The following is a 13622-nucleotide window of genomic DNA, read 5'->3' as shown; positions in this document are numbered from 1 at the left end:
TGCGGGCGATGCTACGAAACCGCGTCATTTCCCGAATGAACGACAACTGTCAGCGAATTGCCACACCCCGGTCCCCAAGACCGCAACCACGAAAGCCCACCCGCCGATCGGCTCGGCGAGCACCGCCACCAGAAAACAAAACGCCGAAAACCCGCCGAGCCCGCGCAGCACGCCGCGGGTGGTCGCGGCGGCCGCCGCGGGGCCCCCTTGCGCCAGGGCGAACACCGCCACGACGCTCGTCCCCGTCGGGAACGGCGCCAGCACGCCCGTCAGGTCCGGGCCGAGCCGCCCGGCCGCGGCCGTCAGGGCCACCACGAGCGCCGCCGTCGCGACCGCGCGAGCGGGCAAATCCCACCACGGCAGCGTCACCGGCCCGGCCTCCCCCGGCTCCGGCAGCAACCGGATGCCCGCCCAAGCCGCCGCCAGGGCCAACCCGAGTGCCACCCACACGGGCACCGGTGCGAACGACAACGCCAGATCCAGCGACAGGCACACCAGCCAACCGACCAGCAGAGTGCCGACCCAGCCGCGCGCCCGGGACACCCGCGCGAAGACCACCGCGAACGCGGCCAGCGACACGAGCCCCAGCAGCGACGCCGATGCCGCCCGCGCGACGAACGCCGATCCGTGCTCCAGGTACGTGATCAGCAGGATCGGCCCCGCGACGACCGGCATGGCGACCAGCAGGCCCGTCAGGCCCGGGCCCCAGCGCCGTCCGGCCAGGGACGACCCCACCACCAGCAGCGGCGCCAGGACGAGCTTGAGCAGCAGCGTCACCGGTTCGCCGCCGCCGCGATGCGCACGAAACCGCGGACCAGCGGGCTGCTCGACGCCTTCGGCCACGCCACCACCAGCTCGCTCGGCGGGCGGTCGGACACGGGAACGACCCGCAATCCCGCCGCCAGCGGCTGGTCCACCGGGGCGAGCGCCGCGACGGCGTTCCACAGCACCGCCTGCAGGCACTCCTGGATCGTCCGCAGGACCGGGGCGTCGGCGGCGGGCGGGCCGCCCGTCCAGTAGGCCGTCCAGCGGGCGTCGGCGCCGTCCGGGAGCCGGACCCAGCGGCGGCCGGACAGGTCGGCCGTCGCCACCTCGGGCCGGTCGGCCAGGGGGTCGTCGTCGCGCAGCACCACGCCCACGCGCACCGGGCGCAGCACGTGGACGCCGAGTCCCGCGCGTTCGAACGGCGTCCGGGTCAACGCCACGTCGACCAGGCCGGCGCGCAGGCCCGCGGTCGGGTCGGCGAGGTCCGTTTCGTGCACCCGGACGTCCACGTGCGGGTACTGCTCGCGGAACAGCGGGACCAGCCGGGCGCCGACCTGCTCCGCCGCGTCCGCCAAGGTGCCGACCGTCAGGGTCGCCGCGCCCGCCGCCGCGGTCACCCGGTCGCGGATGCGGCCCGCCCGGGCCAGCAGCGCGACGGCCTCGTCGTACAGGGCGGTACCCGCGGCGGTGAGCGCGACTCCCTTGGGCGTGCGTTCGAACAGTGTCGCGCCCAGCTCGTCCTCCAGCCCGCGCACCGCCCGGCTCAGCGGCGGCTGCGCCATGTGCAGGCGGCTCGCCGCGCGGCCGACGTGCCGCTCCTCGGCCACCGCGACGAAGTACCGGAGCACCCGCAGGTCCATACCGCCAGAGTATCGAGTCGGCCGAACCGGTCTTGGACGCCCCGGGCGGTCCGCACCGATGATCGGAATCATGAAAATCGGATGCTTCCCCTACGACACGACCCGGCCGCTGATCGAAAGCGCCGGCGTCGAAACCGCCGCCACGCTGCCCGAGATCTTCGAACGGACGGTCCGCGGCGAGTTCGACGTGGCCGAACTCGGCCTGACGTTCCACCTGCGCCTGCTGGAGGAAGGCACGCCGTACGTGGCGCTGCCGATCTTCCCGAACCGGGTGTTCCGGCACTCGTGCGTCTTCGTCAACACCCGCTCCGGGATCACCGGTCCCGGCGACCTCACCGGCCGGACGATCGGCGAGTTCGGGACCTACGGGCAGGACTCCGGTGTCTGGGCCAAGGGCATCCTGATGGACGAGTACGGGTTCGAGCCCGAGACGAACCGCTGGGTGATCGGCGGCCTCGAGCACCCGTCAGCGCCCTTCGGCTTCATCCCGCACCCGCACCCCGGCGCCGTCGACGTCACCCCGGCCGGCCCGGGCAAGACGCTGAACGACATGCTCGCCACCGGCGAGATCGACGCGCTGTTCTCCGCCAACGTCCCGCAGTGCGTGCTCGACGGGCACCCGGACGTCGCCCGGCTCTTCCCGGACTTCGTCGCGCGGGAACGCGACTACCACCGCCGCACCGGGATCTTCCCGATCATGCACACCGTCGTCGCCCGGCGGGACCTCCTGCGAGACGATCCCGGCCTGGCCGGCCGCGTCTACACGATGTTCGAAGCCGCGAAGGACGCCGCCGCCGAGCGCTACCGCCGCGGCCGGCGGCTCTACCAGGTCCAGACCATGCTGCCGTGGACGAACGCACTGGTCGACGAAACACTCGACGAGTTCGGCGAGGACTGGTGGCCCTACGGGATTTCCGCCAACCGCGCCACTTTGGACACGTACCTGCGGTACCACCACGAGCAGGGCTTGTCGTCACGCAGGTGGCAGATCGACGAGATCTTCGCGCCGGACCTACTCGGCACCTGAGCGGTCGGCGGCTTCCAGTTCCACGGCCTTCTTCATCGTCTCGCGCGCCCGGCGGCGGTCGCCCGCGATGTCGTACGCGTACGCGAGCTTGTACCAGGCCCGCCAGTTCTCCTGGTCGGCCTCGACCTCCGCGCGGCGCTGCTCGAACCACGCGTCGGCCGCCTCACGATCGACCCGGCCCGAAGGCCGGCGCGGGAGGTCCGAGACGTCCGGGAGCTCGCCCTCGGCGTCCAGCCGCCGGGACAGGCGCTGGACCTGCAGGCCGTTGCGCCAGGTCATCACCACCACCCAGACACCCAGGACCGGCAGCAGCAGCACGCCCGCCCCGAGCGCGATGCCGACGCCCGTGCCCGTCTTGAACAGCGCGAACGCCCGGTCCGCCAGCAGGAACAGGTACACGATCAGCGCCGCCGTCAGCAGCAGCGCCACATTGCGAGCTTTCACGAGCGGGCCGTCACAGGTCGAGGACGTTTTCCAGGCCGACCGTCAGGCCGGGGCGGTTCAGCACCTCACGCACGCCGAGCAGCACGCCCGGCATGAACGACGTCCGGTCGAGGGAGTCGTGCCGGATCGTCAGGGTCTCCCCCTCGCCGCCGAACAGGATCTCCTCGTGCGCGACCAGGCCCGGCAGGCGGACCGAGTGCACCCGGACCTCCTCGACCGAGGCGCCGCGGGCGCCGTCCAGCTCCGACGTCGTCGCGTCCGGGCCCGGCGTCACGCCCGCTTCCGCGCGGGCCGCGGCGATCATCCGGGCGGTGTGCGCCGCGGTGCCCGAAGGGGCGTCGGCCTTGCGGTTGTGGTGCAGCTCGATGATCTCGGCCGAGGCGTAGAACTTCGCCGCCTGGGCCGCGAACCGCATGGCCAGAACCGCGCCGAGAGCGAAGTTCGGCGCGATCAGCACACCCAGAGCAGGCTTCGGTTCCAGCAACGCGCGCAGGTCGGCCAACCGGGACTCGCTGAAGCCGGTGGTGCCGACGACCGCGTGGATGTCGTGCGCGACCAGGTACTCCAGGTTGCCCATGACGGCGTCGGGGTGGGTGAAGTCGACGACCACCTGGGCGTCGGCCAGCGGGGCGAAGTCGTCGCCCGCGTCCAGCGCGGCCACGAGCTTCATGTCCGCAGCGCCTTCGACGGCGTTCACCACCGTCGCCCCCATCCGGCCACGCGCGCCGAGCACACCGACGTTGATGGTCATGAAGCGATCACCTCGTGCAGGTCGTCCGGAAGGTCGTCGGCGTGAGCGTACGGCCCGACGACCGCCGCCGCCGAGACCCCGCCCGGCCGCGCGAACAAAGTGCGAGCGAGCGCACACACGTCCTCGGTGGTCACCGCGTCGATGCGGGCGATCGTGTCGTCGACGCCCAGGTAGTGGCCGTAGTTCAGCTCGTTCTTGCCGATCCGCGACATCCGCGACGACGTGTCCTCCAGGCCCAGCACCAGGCCGCCGCGCAGCTGGCCCTTGGCGCGGGCCACCTCGGCGCCGGTGAGGCCGTCGACGCCGACCTTGTCGAGCACCTCGCGGATGACGCCGGCGACGTCGCCGAGCTTCTCCGGCTGGCAACCCGCGTACACAGCCATGTGCCCGGTGTCGGCGTAGCTCGCGACCGACGAGTACACCTGGTAAGCCAAGCCGCGCTGCTCCCGGATCTCCTGGAACAGCCGCGAGGACATCCCGCCGCCGAGGGCCGCGTTGAGCACCGACAGCGCGAAGCGACGGTCGTCGTGGCGCGACAGCGACCGCAGGCCCAGCATGACGTGCGCCTGCTCGGTGTCGTCGGTGTGCAGGGCCAGCTTCGGCACGGTCTTGATCCGGGCGCGGCCCTCACGCGGCGCGATCGGCGACGCGGTCCCGTTCAGGCGCTCGCCGAGGGCCTTGCGCACCAGCCGCAGCACCTGGTTGTGGTCGATGTTCCCGGCCACGGAGAGGACCATCCGCGGCAGCGTGTACCGGCGCTTGTAGAAGTTCCGCAGCGCGGCGGGCGACATTTCCACGATCGACTGCTCGGTGCCGAGCACCGGGCGGCCGAGCGGGTGCTCGCCGAGGATCGCCGTCACGAACGTCTCGTGCAGCAGGTCCTCGGGGTCGTCGTCGCGCATCGAGATCTCTTCGAGGACGACGCTGCGCTCCATGTCCATGTCGCGGTCGGTGCACAGCGCCTCGAACACGACGTCGGTGACCAGGTCCATGGCGAGCGGGAGGTCGGCGTCGAGCACCTGCGCGTAGTAGCAGGTGTGCTCCTTCGCCGTGAAGGCGTTGAACTCACCGCCGACGGCGTCGATCTCCTCGGCGATCTGCGTGGCGTCGCGGTGCTTGGTGCCCTTGAACAGCAGGTGCTCGAGGTAGTGCGCGGCGCCGGCGACGGCAGCGGGCTCGTCGCGGGAGCCGATGCCGACCCACAGCCCGACCGTGGCCGAGCGGGACGCGGGAACGTGCTCGGTGATCACGCGCAGGCCGCCGGGCAGGACGCTGCGCTTGACGACCGCACCGTCCGGAGTGGACTCGAGCGTGCGGGTGGTGCCGACGGGCTGCTCGTGCCCGGAAACCTGCCGTGCCATGGGTTCCTTACTCACGATGCCGCGAAGGCCTCCCCACCGGGAGCGGCGAGGAGGCCTTCGACGGAACTGTTTTGAACCGGACGAGCCGGGTTACTAGGCGTCGGCCTTCTCGGCGTCGGCGACGGGCGCGTCACCCTCGGCGGCCGCGGCCGGAGCCTCGTCCTCCTTGACCACGATCAGGCTGATCTTGCCGCGGTTGTCGATGTCGGCGATCTCGACGCGGAGCTTGTCGCCCACGTTGACCACGTCCTCGACCTTGTTGATCCGCTTGCCGTTGCCCAGCTTGGAGATGTGCACCAGGCCGTCCTTGCCCGGCAGCAGCGAGACGAACGCGCCGAACGCGGCCGTCTTCACCACGGTGCCGAGGAAGCGCTCGCCGACCTTGGGCAGCTGCGGGTTGGCGATGGCGTTGATCAGGTCGATCGCCGCCTCCGCCGACGGGCCGTCGGCCGCGCCCACGTAGATCGTGCCGTCGTCCTCGATGGAGATGTCGGCACCGGTCTGCTCGGTGATCGAGTTGATCATCTTGCCCTTCGGGCCGATGACCTCGCCGATCTTGTCGACCGGGATCTTCACCGAGGTGACGCGCGGCGAGTACGGGCTCATCTCGTCCGGGCTGTCGATCGCCTCGGCGATGACCTCCAGGATGGTGAGCCGGGCGTCCTTCGCCTGCTTCAGCGCGGCCGCGAGGACCTCCGACGGGATGCCGTCGAGCTTCGTGTCCAGCTGCAGCGCGGTGATGATGTCCTTGGTGCCGGCGACCTTGAAGTCCATGTCGCCCAGGGCGTCCTCGGCACCGAGGATGTCGGTGAGCGCGACATAACGCGTCTCGCCGTCCACCTCATCGGAAACCAGGCCCATCGCGATGCCCGCGACCGGCGCCTTCAGCGGCACACCGGCGTTGTACAGCGCCATGGTGGACGCGCAGACCGAGCCCATCGAGGTCGAGCCGTTGGAGCCCAGCGCCTCGGAGACCTGGCGGATCGCGTACGGGAACTCGTCCCGCTTCGGCAGCACCGGCACCAGGGCGCGCTCGGCGAGCATGCCGTGGCCGATCTCGCGGCGCTTCGGCGAACCGACGCGCCCGGTCTCGCCGGTGGAGAACGGCGGGAAGTTGTAGTGGTGCATGTAGCGCTTGTGCGTCTCCGGCGACAGCGAGTCGATCTGCTGCTCCAGGCGCAGCATGTTCAGCGTGGTGACGCCCAGGATCTGGGTTTCGCCGCGCTCGAACAGCGCCGAACCGTGCGCCCGCGGGATCACGGCGACCTCGGCCGAGAGCGACCGGATGTCGGTGAGGCCACGGCCGTCCATGCGGATCTTCTCCGTGAGGACGCGCTGGCGCATGATCTTCTTCGTCAGGGCCTTGAACGCCCCGCCGATCTCCTTGTCACGGCCCTCGAAGGCTTCGCCTTCACCCAGGCCGATCTTCTCCAGGACGGCGGCCTTGACCTCGTCGGTCGCGGCGTCGCGGTCCTGCTTGCCCGGGATCTGCAGCGCGCGGGCCAGGTCGTCGGTGGCGATCGCCGCGACGGCCTCGTAGACGTCCTGCTCGTAAGCCAGGAAGACCGGGAACTCGCCGGTCGGCTTGGCGGCGACGTCGGCCAGCTTCTGCTGGGCCTCGCACAGGACCTTGATGAACGGCTTCGCAGCCTCGAGGCCCGCGGCGACCGCGGCCTCGTCCGGTGCCTTGCCGCCGGCGGCGATCAGGTCGAGCGTGTGCTCGGTGCCCTCGGCCTCGACCATCATGATCGCGACGTCGTCACCGACGATGCGGCCGGCGACGACCATGTTGAAGGTCGCCTTCTCCAGCTGCGACCAGGTCGGGAACGCGACCCACTGGTCCTCGACCAGCGCGACGCGCACGCCGCCGACCGGGCCCGAGAACGGCAGGCCGGCGATCTGGGTCGACGCCGAAGCGGCGTTGATGGCCAGCACGTCGTACGGGTCGTCCGGGTTGAGGCTCTGGACGGTGATGACGACCTGGATCTCGTTGCGGAGACCGTCGGTGAACGACGGGCGCAGCGGCCGGTCGATCAGGCGGCAGGTCAGGATCGCGTCGGTCGACGGGCGGCCCTCGCGGCGGAAGAACGCGCCGGGGATGCGGCCCGCCGCGTACATGCGCTCCTCGACGTCCACCGTCAGGGGGAAGAAGTCGAAGTGGTCCTTCGGGTGCTTCGACGCGGTCGTCGCCGAGAGCAGCATGGTCTCTTCGTCGAGGTACGCGACGACGGCGCCGGCGGCCTGCTTGGCCAGGCGGCCCGTCTCGAAGCGGACGGTGCGGGTGCCGAACCGGCCGTTGTCGATCACGGCTTCGGTCTCGTGCACGGTGACTCCGGTGGAGTCGGTCATAGATTGTTCTCCTCTTTGGTTCCTTCGTACGACGCGAGTCTCCCACCCTGGGACCCATTTCGCCTGAGGACGCTCGAGGAATGAGGCCGGTCTTCGATCGAAGCCCCCGGGACGCTTCCCGGGAACCACTACCGAGGACCGGCGGACGGACCCTCGTGCGCGCTCGCGCCGTTCTTCTTTTGAAGCTTTGCAACGAGGGGGAGCGACCGGTGGTCACTCCCCCTCGCGGTCAAGCTATCGGCGCAGGCCGAGGCGCTGGATCAGCGCACGGTAACGCTCGATGTCCACCTTCATCACGTAGTTCAGCAGCCGGCGGCGGCGGCCGACCAGCAGCAGGAGCCCGCGACGCGAGTGGTGGTCGTGCTTGTGAGCCTTGAGGTGCTCGGTGAGGCCGACGATCCGCTTGGTCAGCAGCGCGACCTGGGCCTCGGGGGATCCCGTGTCCGAGTCGTGCACGCCGTACTCGGCCAGGATCGACTTCTTCTCTTCGGTGGACAGCGCCACTTGTGTTGCTCCTCGAAATAATCAGTGCCGTGCGGCCCCGGGCGTGGATGCACGCCGGGAAGACGGTCACGGCCGCCACGGACTGCAGCCGGACCCGCTCGTGAGGTTACCAGCCCGCTGAACAGCGCCTTCAGGTGCGTGCGTTCAGCCGCGGCCCAGCTCGAACGCACGGGCCACGCGGTACCGGGGACCACCCGGCTCGCGCTCGCTGGTCATCAAGGCCACTTCCGCGGCCTGCCACCGCCGGCTCGTGAAACCACCGAGGCTTCTGGTCCAACGCGCGGCGCGCCCGGGTTCTTCCCGGGGGAACCGCGCGAGCGTCAGGTGGGCCCGGTAGGGCCTCGGTTCGGCGCCGGCGCCCGCGGCGTGCGCGAGCGGCTCCAGCTCCGATCCGGCGGCAGTCAACCACAGCACCCCGGGGAACGTCGCGGCCTTTTCCAGCCGGACGTCGACCGCCGGGCGCCCGGCCAGCCGCTCGCCCAGCCAGGCGGCGCGGGTTTCGACGTCGTCCTCCCCGTAGTAGGCGAGGGTGATGTGCCAGCGCTCCGGCGGCTCCCAGCGCAGGCCGTCGCCGGGTTCCCCGAGCATCTCGGCGATCGCCTCGACGACGTCGTCCGGCGGGAGCAGCGCGCTGAACAGGACCGGCATCAGGCGCCGTGGCCCGCCCGGCGGAGCAGGTCGGCGATGGCCGGGAAGTCGTCGTCGAGGCGCTTGGCGGCTTCGCCGAGGTCCTCGTCCTCGGCCAGGTCGCGCAGGTAGGCCAGGAGCTTCTGGTCCTCGTTGACCACCGGGATGTTGTCGCGCCCGACGGTGGGGCGGGAGTCGCGGACGTCCTCCATCGCGGCCAGCATCGCGTCGCGGTTGCCGGCGGCGACCTCGGGCACCAGGATCTTGCGCTCGAGCATGATCATCCTGGCCAGCACGACCGGGTTGCCGATCTTCGCCCGCCGCCCGCTCATCACCTGGCTGAGCATGGGGGCGCTGATCCCGAGGACCTCGGCCAGGAACGCCTGCGAAACGTCGAACGCGACCACGAGCCGGCGCACGCGGTCACCGAGCGGCTCCCCGTACCACTCGCGCTGCAACGCGATGTTCCGCTGGACGATCTTGTGGTCCTCCACCAGTCTCCCGCTCCCCTTTTTCTCTGCGCGCACACCGTCCGTGAGCATCTTGCCATCGCGGTCACGTGCGCGGATGCGGAAATCCCCTATTCGTCCCCGGTCAGGGCGCCCGGGGGCAGTTCGAGTGCCTTTCTCGTCTCGACCACGTCGTCGTCGATCTGCGCGACCAGCCCGGCCGAGTCGGCGAACCGCACCTGATCACGCAGCCGCGTCACGAAATCTATGGCCACGTGCTGGCCGTAGAAATCCTCGTCGACGTCGAGGACGAACGCCTCCACGGTCCGCTCGCGCCCGGAGAACGTCGGGTTGGTGCCCACCGAGACCGCGGCCCGCAGCCGGCGCGCCGGGTCGGCCGAACGGGTGAACCACGCGCTGTACACGCCGTCGGCCGGGACGGCGGCGAAGCGCGGGGTCGACAGGTTCGCCGTCGGGTAACCGAGCTCGTGGCCCCGGCCGTCGCCGCGGACGACGATCCCCTCCAGGCGGTGCGGGCGGCCGAGTGCCTCGGCGGCGGCGACCACGTCACCGGCGTCGATGCAGGACCGGACGTAGGTGCTCGAGAACGTGATCGCCGACTGGTCCTCTTCGGACAGTTCCTTGCCCTGCAGCTCGGCGCCGAACGCGGCGAAGCCGAACCGGCGGCCCAGGGTGCGCAGCAGTGCGACGTCGCCGGCCGCCTTGGCCCCGAAGGTGAAGTTGTCGCCGACGATCACCGCGGCCGCGTGCAGCCGGTCGACCAGCACCTCGTGCACGAACTCCTCCGGCCGCAGCCGGGACAGCTCGAGGGTGAACGGCAGCACGCAGAAGACGTCGACACCGAGGCCCTCGACGATCTCGGCCTTGCGCCGCAACGTCGTCAGCTGCGCCGGGTGACTGCCCGGGCGCAGCACCTCCGACGGGTGCGGGTCGAACGTCAGCATGACGCTCGGCAGGCCGCGCTCGGCCGCCGCCGCCACCGTCCGGCTGATCAGCTCCTGGTGCCCGCGGTGGACACCGTCGAACACGCCGATGGTGACCACGCACCGGCCCCAGCTGCCGGGAAGGTCCCCCAGTCCACGCCACCGCAGCACGTCACACTCCCGTCTCTCGAGCCCACCCTAGGCGGGCAGCAACACGACCACCGCGCGGGACACACCCTGTTCGTCGGCGGCCAGGGCGAGCACCCGGCCGTCGGGACCGAAGAGCCCGTAGGTGCCTTCGACGCCGGCCGCCGGGATGCGCTGGCCGTGGCGGACCGCTTTCGCCGTGGCGGCGTCGAGGTCGTGCCGCGGGAAGGCGGCGGCGACGGCGGCGTCGAGGTCGAGGCTCAGTTCGGGCTGTTCTTCGAGCTGGTCGAGGGTCCTCGCCTTGGCGAGGGTGAAGGGGCCGACCGTGGTGCGCCGGAGGGCCTTCAGGTGGCCGCCGACGCCGAGGTCCGCGCCCAGGTCGCGGGCCAGCGCCCGGACGTAGGTGCCGGAGGAGCACTCGACGACGGCGTCGACCTCGACGTGGTCCTCCTCGTGGCGGACGGCGAGGACGTCGAAGCGGTAGACGGTGACCGGGCGGGCCGGGATGACGACGTCCTCGCCGGCGCGGACGCGGGCGTAGGCGCGCTTGCCGTCGATCTTGACCGCGCTGACCGCGCTGGGCACCTGCTGGATGTCGCCGGTGAGCTTTTCGATGCCTTTTGCGATGTCTTCGTCTTTTACGTTCGCGGTCTCGGCCTGCGTGAGGATTTCGCCCTCGGCGTCGTCGGTCGTGGTGCTGCTGCCGAGGCTGAGGGTGGCCAGGTAGGTCTTGCGGTCCAGGGCCAGGTGGCCGAGCAGCTTGGTGGCGCGCTCGATGCCGAGCACCAGCACGCCGGTCGCCATCGGGTCGAGCGTGCCGGCGTGCCCGACCTTGCGGGTGCCCATGATCCGGCGGGCGCGCGCGACGACGTCGTGCGACGTCATGCCGGCGGGCTTGTCGACGATGACGAGGCCGGGAGGCGGGGCGGGACGGCGGGGCGGTTTCGGGCTGGACACGCGGCAAACCCTAGCGGCCGCTCCCCGTGGAACCGAGGACGCCTCGGGCGCCACGATGGAGGCGTGACGGAGATCGAAGTCCGGGCCGCCCGGCCCGCCGAACTGGAAACGGTCGCCGGACTCCGGTGGCGCTGGGTGGCCGAGCAGGACGGCCTCCCCGCCGACGGCCGCGCCGCGTTCGTGCGCGAGTTCGCCGCCTGGGTGCGGGAGCACGCGGCCACCCACCACTGCCTCGTCGCCGTGCGCGACGGGCGGGTGCTCGGGATGGCGTTCCTGGCGGTCACCGCGCGCGTGCCGACCCCGGCGGCGTTCTCGCGGGCCTGCGGTGACGTGCAGAGCGTGTACGTCGTCCCGGAGGCCCGCGACGGCGGCCTCGGCGGCCGGCTGATCGACGGCGTCCTGCGGCTGGCCGGGGAGCTGGGGCTGGAACGGGTCACCGTGCACTCGTCGTCGCGGGCCGTGCCCGCCTACCGGCGGCGCGGGTTCGCGGTCGCGCCGCAGCTGCTGCAGGCGCCGATCTCGCCGCCAAAAGCCGCTTCCGGGCCGGGGTCCTCGGCGGGGAGGTGAGCGCGGACGGGGACTGGCAAATGGTCCCGGTGGACGGCGCGCCGCGGATCGGCGTCCAGCTCGCGCCCGACCACACGCCGCCGCAGTGGCCGGACGGCCCGTCGCAGCAGCAGGTGCACCTCGACCTGTGGGTCGAAGACTTCGCCGAAGCACACGAAGAGGTGATGGCACTCGGCGCCACGGTGCTGAAAGCCGCGGCTGGGCACCCCTTCTGCCTGTGCTGGCTGGTCCCCCGGCGCGGGTGATCAGGCCGCGACGATCGGCGTCTCGGGGAGAGCGGCGTCCCAGCGGCGGCGGGTGATCCGCACCGGCAGCTCCTCGCCACGGGCCTCGGCGAGGAACAGGTGGGTGCGGGTCCGGCGCCACCACACGAGCATCCGGACCGTGCCGAAGGCCAGCACCGCGACCAATGCCAGCAGCGACAGCCGGAAGTTCCCGCCGGTGACCTGCAGCAGCACGCCGACGGCGAGGGCGGCGATCGTCGTCGCCACGAAGCCGCCGACGTTGACCACGCCGGTGGCCGTGCCGACGCGGCTGAGCGGGTTGTAGTCGCGGGCGAGGGCGAACCCGATCATCGACGCCGGGCCGCCGAGGGCGAGGAAGGCGAACGCGGGTACCAGCACCGGCAGCGGCACCGGGCCCGGCCAGCCCAGCAGCACCGCCCAGACCAGCGCGGCCCCGCCGATGTAGCCGCCGACCAGCGGCATCCGCAGCGACGGGCGGCGTCCGATCAGCCCGCCCAGCAGCGGGCCGCCCGCCATCGAGCCGAAGACGAACACGGTGAGCAGCGCGCTCGCCGTCGCCTTCGACTGCCCTTGGCCCTGGACCAGCCAGGGGACGCCCCACAGCAGCGTCAGGGCGTTCGGGGCGAACATCGTGCTGAAGTGGACCCAGAAGCCCAGGCGCGTCCCCGGCGTCCGCCAGGCTTCGGCGACCCGGCCGGCCAGCTCGCGCGGGCGGACGTCTTCTCGGACGGGCGGCTGTTCGCCCGCCGGGACGTCGCGGACCCGGAGGGCCACGACGACGGTGTAGAGGACGGTGACGGCGCCGGCGGCCAGGAAGGTGGGGGTCCAGCCGGCGCTGTCGAGCACCAGCGAGAGCGGGACGGTGGCGGCGAGGTTGCCGATGTAGCCGACGGCCGCGGTGAACGACGTCAGCAGCGCGTACTGGCGGCCCGGGAAGTGGGCCGCGACCAGGCGCAGGACGCTGACGAAGGTGAGCGCGTCGCCGAGGCCGAGCACCCCGCGGGCGAGCAGGCCGAGGCCGTAGGAATGGGCGACGCCGAGCAGGAGCTGACCGGCCCCGAGGACCAGCACGGCGACGGTGAGGACGCGGCGGGGGCCGTAGCGGTCGACCAGGACGCCGGTCGGGATCTGCATCGCGGCGTAGACGCCGACCTGCAGGACGGTGAAGGTGCCGAGCGCGGCCGCGCCGACGCCGAAGCGCTCGGCGGCCTGCAGCCCGGCGACCCCGAAGGAGGTCCGGTGGAAGACGGCGAGGAGGTAGACGGTGACGGCGGCGAGCCAGATCAGCCAGGACCGGGCGGTGGCACGGCCGGTGGCGGGCACAAGTTCCTCCAGGGTTGGGCGATTCGGGGCGCAGGACGCCCACGCTGCCGTCCCCACTACTTGTATCGCCTAAGCAACCACGAACCATAGCCACGACCCGGGTGGTTTTCCCCACAGGTAACCCCCATCACCCGTGCTCGGAGAGGCATTTCGCGTGATTGAAGGGGCATCTCGCGTGACTGGAGGGGCATCTCGCGAGATGCCTCCTGGGGCTGACCCGGTTTGACGGACAGGGTCGTTGAGGTGGTCAGGCTACCTGGCGGGTGGCTTCGTAGGTGTTGGGACTGAGGTAGCCGAGGCTG

General features: G+C 71.6%; 15 protein-coding genes. 3 read left to right on the top strand and 12 right to left on the bottom strand.

Annotation, left to right across the window (positions count from 1 at the left end; all coding sequences use genetic code 11):
- Positions 1-24: 24 nt before the first annotated feature.
- Both AB0F52_RS33905 and AB0F52_RS33900 read right to left on the bottom strand, forming a co-directional pair.
- On the bottom strand, positions 25-777 hold the full coding sequence (locus AB0F52_RS33905; protein WP_360179909.1) for a hypothetical protein: 753 nt from the start codon (positions 775-777) through the stop codon (positions 25-27).
- Positions 774-1625, bottom strand: coding sequence for a LysR substrate-binding domain-containing protein (locus AB0F52_RS33900; protein ID WP_360179907.1), 852 nt, complete (start codon positions 1623-1625; stop codon positions 774-776). Before AB0F52_RS33900 ends, AB0F52_RS33905 begins: the two co-directional genes overlap by 4 nt.
- A gap of 58 nt (positions 1626-1683) precedes the next feature.
- Here AB0F52_RS33900 and AB0F52_RS33895 point away from each other — a divergent pair, with 58 nt between their 5' ends.
- Positions 1684-2652: a 4,5-dihydroxyphthalate decarboxylase gene (locus tag AB0F52_RS33895; RefSeq protein ID WP_360179905.1), complete on the top strand. Its 969-nt coding sequence runs from the start codon at positions 1684-1686 to the stop codon at positions 2650-2652.
- Here AB0F52_RS33895 and AB0F52_RS33890 read toward each other — a convergent pair.
- The 9 genes from AB0F52_RS33890 to truB all read right to left on the bottom strand — a co-directional run bounded on the left by AB0F52_RS33890 (position 2638) and on the right by truB (position 11185).
- Entirely contained in the window at positions 2638-3096 is a 459-nt protein-coding gene (locus AB0F52_RS33890) for a tetratricopeptide repeat protein (RefSeq protein WP_360179903.1), read from the bottom strand. The genes AB0F52_RS33895 and AB0F52_RS33890 overlap by 15 nt on opposite strands.
- Before the next feature lie 10 nt (positions 3097-3106).
- Positions 3107-3847 carry a 4-hydroxy-tetrahydrodipicolinate reductase gene (gene dapB / locus AB0F52_RS33885; RefSeq protein ID WP_360179901.1) on the bottom strand — a complete coding sequence of 247 codons (741 nt, stop codon included), beginning with the start codon at positions 3845-3847 and terminating at the stop codon, positions 3107-3109.
- Positions 3844-5208 carry a pitrilysin family protein gene (locus tag AB0F52_RS33880; RefSeq protein ID WP_360179899.1) on the bottom strand — a complete coding sequence of 455 codons (1365 nt, stop codon included), beginning with the start codon at positions 5206-5208 and terminating at the stop codon, positions 3844-3846. The genes dapB and AB0F52_RS33880 overlap by 4 nt, the downstream gene beginning before the upstream one ends.
- A 93-nt stretch (positions 5209-5301) precedes the next feature.
- Positions 5302-7557, bottom strand: coding sequence for a polyribonucleotide nucleotidyltransferase (locus AB0F52_RS33875; RefSeq protein WP_360179897.1), 2256 nt, complete (start codon positions 7555-7557; stop codon positions 5302-5304).
- A gap of 234 nt (positions 7558-7791) precedes the next feature.
- Entirely contained in the window at positions 7792-8061 is a 270-nt protein-coding gene (gene rpsO / locus AB0F52_RS33870) for a 30S ribosomal protein S15 (protein WP_003084034.1), read from the bottom strand.
- Between the two features lie 144 nt (positions 8062-8205).
- Entirely contained in the window at positions 8206-8709 is a 504-nt protein-coding gene (gene thpR, locus AB0F52_RS33865) for an RNA 2',3'-cyclic phosphodiesterase (protein ID WP_360179895.1), read from the bottom strand.
- A complete protein-coding gene (locus AB0F52_RS33860; protein ID WP_360179893.1) occupies positions 8709-9182 on the bottom strand; it encodes a helix-turn-helix transcriptional regulator in 474 nt (157 codons plus the stop codon). Before AB0F52_RS33860 ends, thpR begins: the two co-directional genes overlap by 1 nt.
- Before the next feature lie 86 nt (positions 9183-9268).
- The gene (locus tag AB0F52_RS33855) at positions 9269-10252 is read right to left on the bottom strand and encodes a bifunctional riboflavin kinase/FAD synthetase (RefSeq protein WP_360179891.1); all 984 of its coding nucleotides are present in this window, start codon (positions 10250-10252) and stop codon (positions 9269-9271) included.
- 27 nt (positions 10253-10279) lie between these two features.
- Entirely contained in the window at positions 10280-11185 is a 906-nt protein-coding gene (gene truB, locus AB0F52_RS33850; RefSeq protein ID WP_360179889.1) for a tRNA pseudouridine(55) synthase TruB, read from the bottom strand.
- Positions 11186-11248: 63 nt separating this feature from the next.
- On the opposite strand from truB, the gene AB0F52_RS33845 reads away from it, so the two are divergent.
- Both AB0F52_RS33845 and AB0F52_RS33840 read left to right on the top strand, forming a co-directional pair.
- Entirely contained in the window at positions 11249-11752 is a 504-nt protein-coding gene (locus AB0F52_RS33845) for a GNAT family N-acetyltransferase (protein ID WP_360179887.1), read from the top strand.
- Entirely contained in the window at positions 11749-11997 is a 249-nt protein-coding gene (locus AB0F52_RS33840) for a VOC family protein (RefSeq protein WP_360179885.1), read from the top strand. The genes AB0F52_RS33845 and AB0F52_RS33840 overlap by 4 nt, the downstream gene beginning before the upstream one ends.
- On the opposite strand, the gene AB0F52_RS33835 is transcribed toward AB0F52_RS33840, so the two are convergent.
- Complete coding sequence (locus AB0F52_RS33835) at positions 11998-13320, bottom strand: MFS transporter (protein ID WP_360179883.1); 1323 nt, start codon at positions 13318-13320, stop codon at positions 11998-12000. It lies immediately after the preceding gene.
- Between the last annotated feature and the right edge of the window lie 302 nt (positions 13321-13622).

Source organism: Amycolatopsis sp. NPDC024027, from assembly GCF_040638975.1.
Classification (GTDB): Bacteria; Actinomycetota; Actinomycetes; order Mycobacteriales; family Pseudonocardiaceae; genus Amycolatopsis.
The sequence above is the reverse complement of the archived record's forward strand: the minus strand, read 5'-3'. Positions and strand labels throughout refer to the sequence as shown.

Coding starts and splice junctions, on each gene's coding strand:
- AB0F52_RS33900 (WP_360179907.1), bottom strand. CDS start 1,625: ATGGACCTGCGGGTGCTCCGGTACTTCGTCGCGGTGGCCGAGGAGCGG.
- AB0F52_RS33895 (WP_360179905.1), top strand. CDS start 1,684: ATGATCGGAATCATGAAAATCGGATGCTTCCCCTACGACACGACCCGG.
- dapB (WP_360179901.1), bottom strand. CDS start 3,847: ATGACCATCAACGTCGGTGTGCTCGGCGCGCGTGGCCGGATGGGGGCG.
- AB0F52_RS33880 (WP_360179899.1), bottom strand. CDS start 5,208: ATGGCACGGCAGGTTTCCGGGCACGAGCAGCCCGTCGGCACCACCCGC.
- AB0F52_RS33875 (WP_360179897.1), bottom strand. CDS start 7,557: ATGACCGACTCCACCGGAGTCACCGTGCACGAGACCGAAGCCGTGATC.
- thpR (WP_360179895.1), bottom strand. CDS start 8,709: ATGCCGGTCCTGTTCAGCGCGCTGCTCCCGCCGGACGACGTCGTCGAG.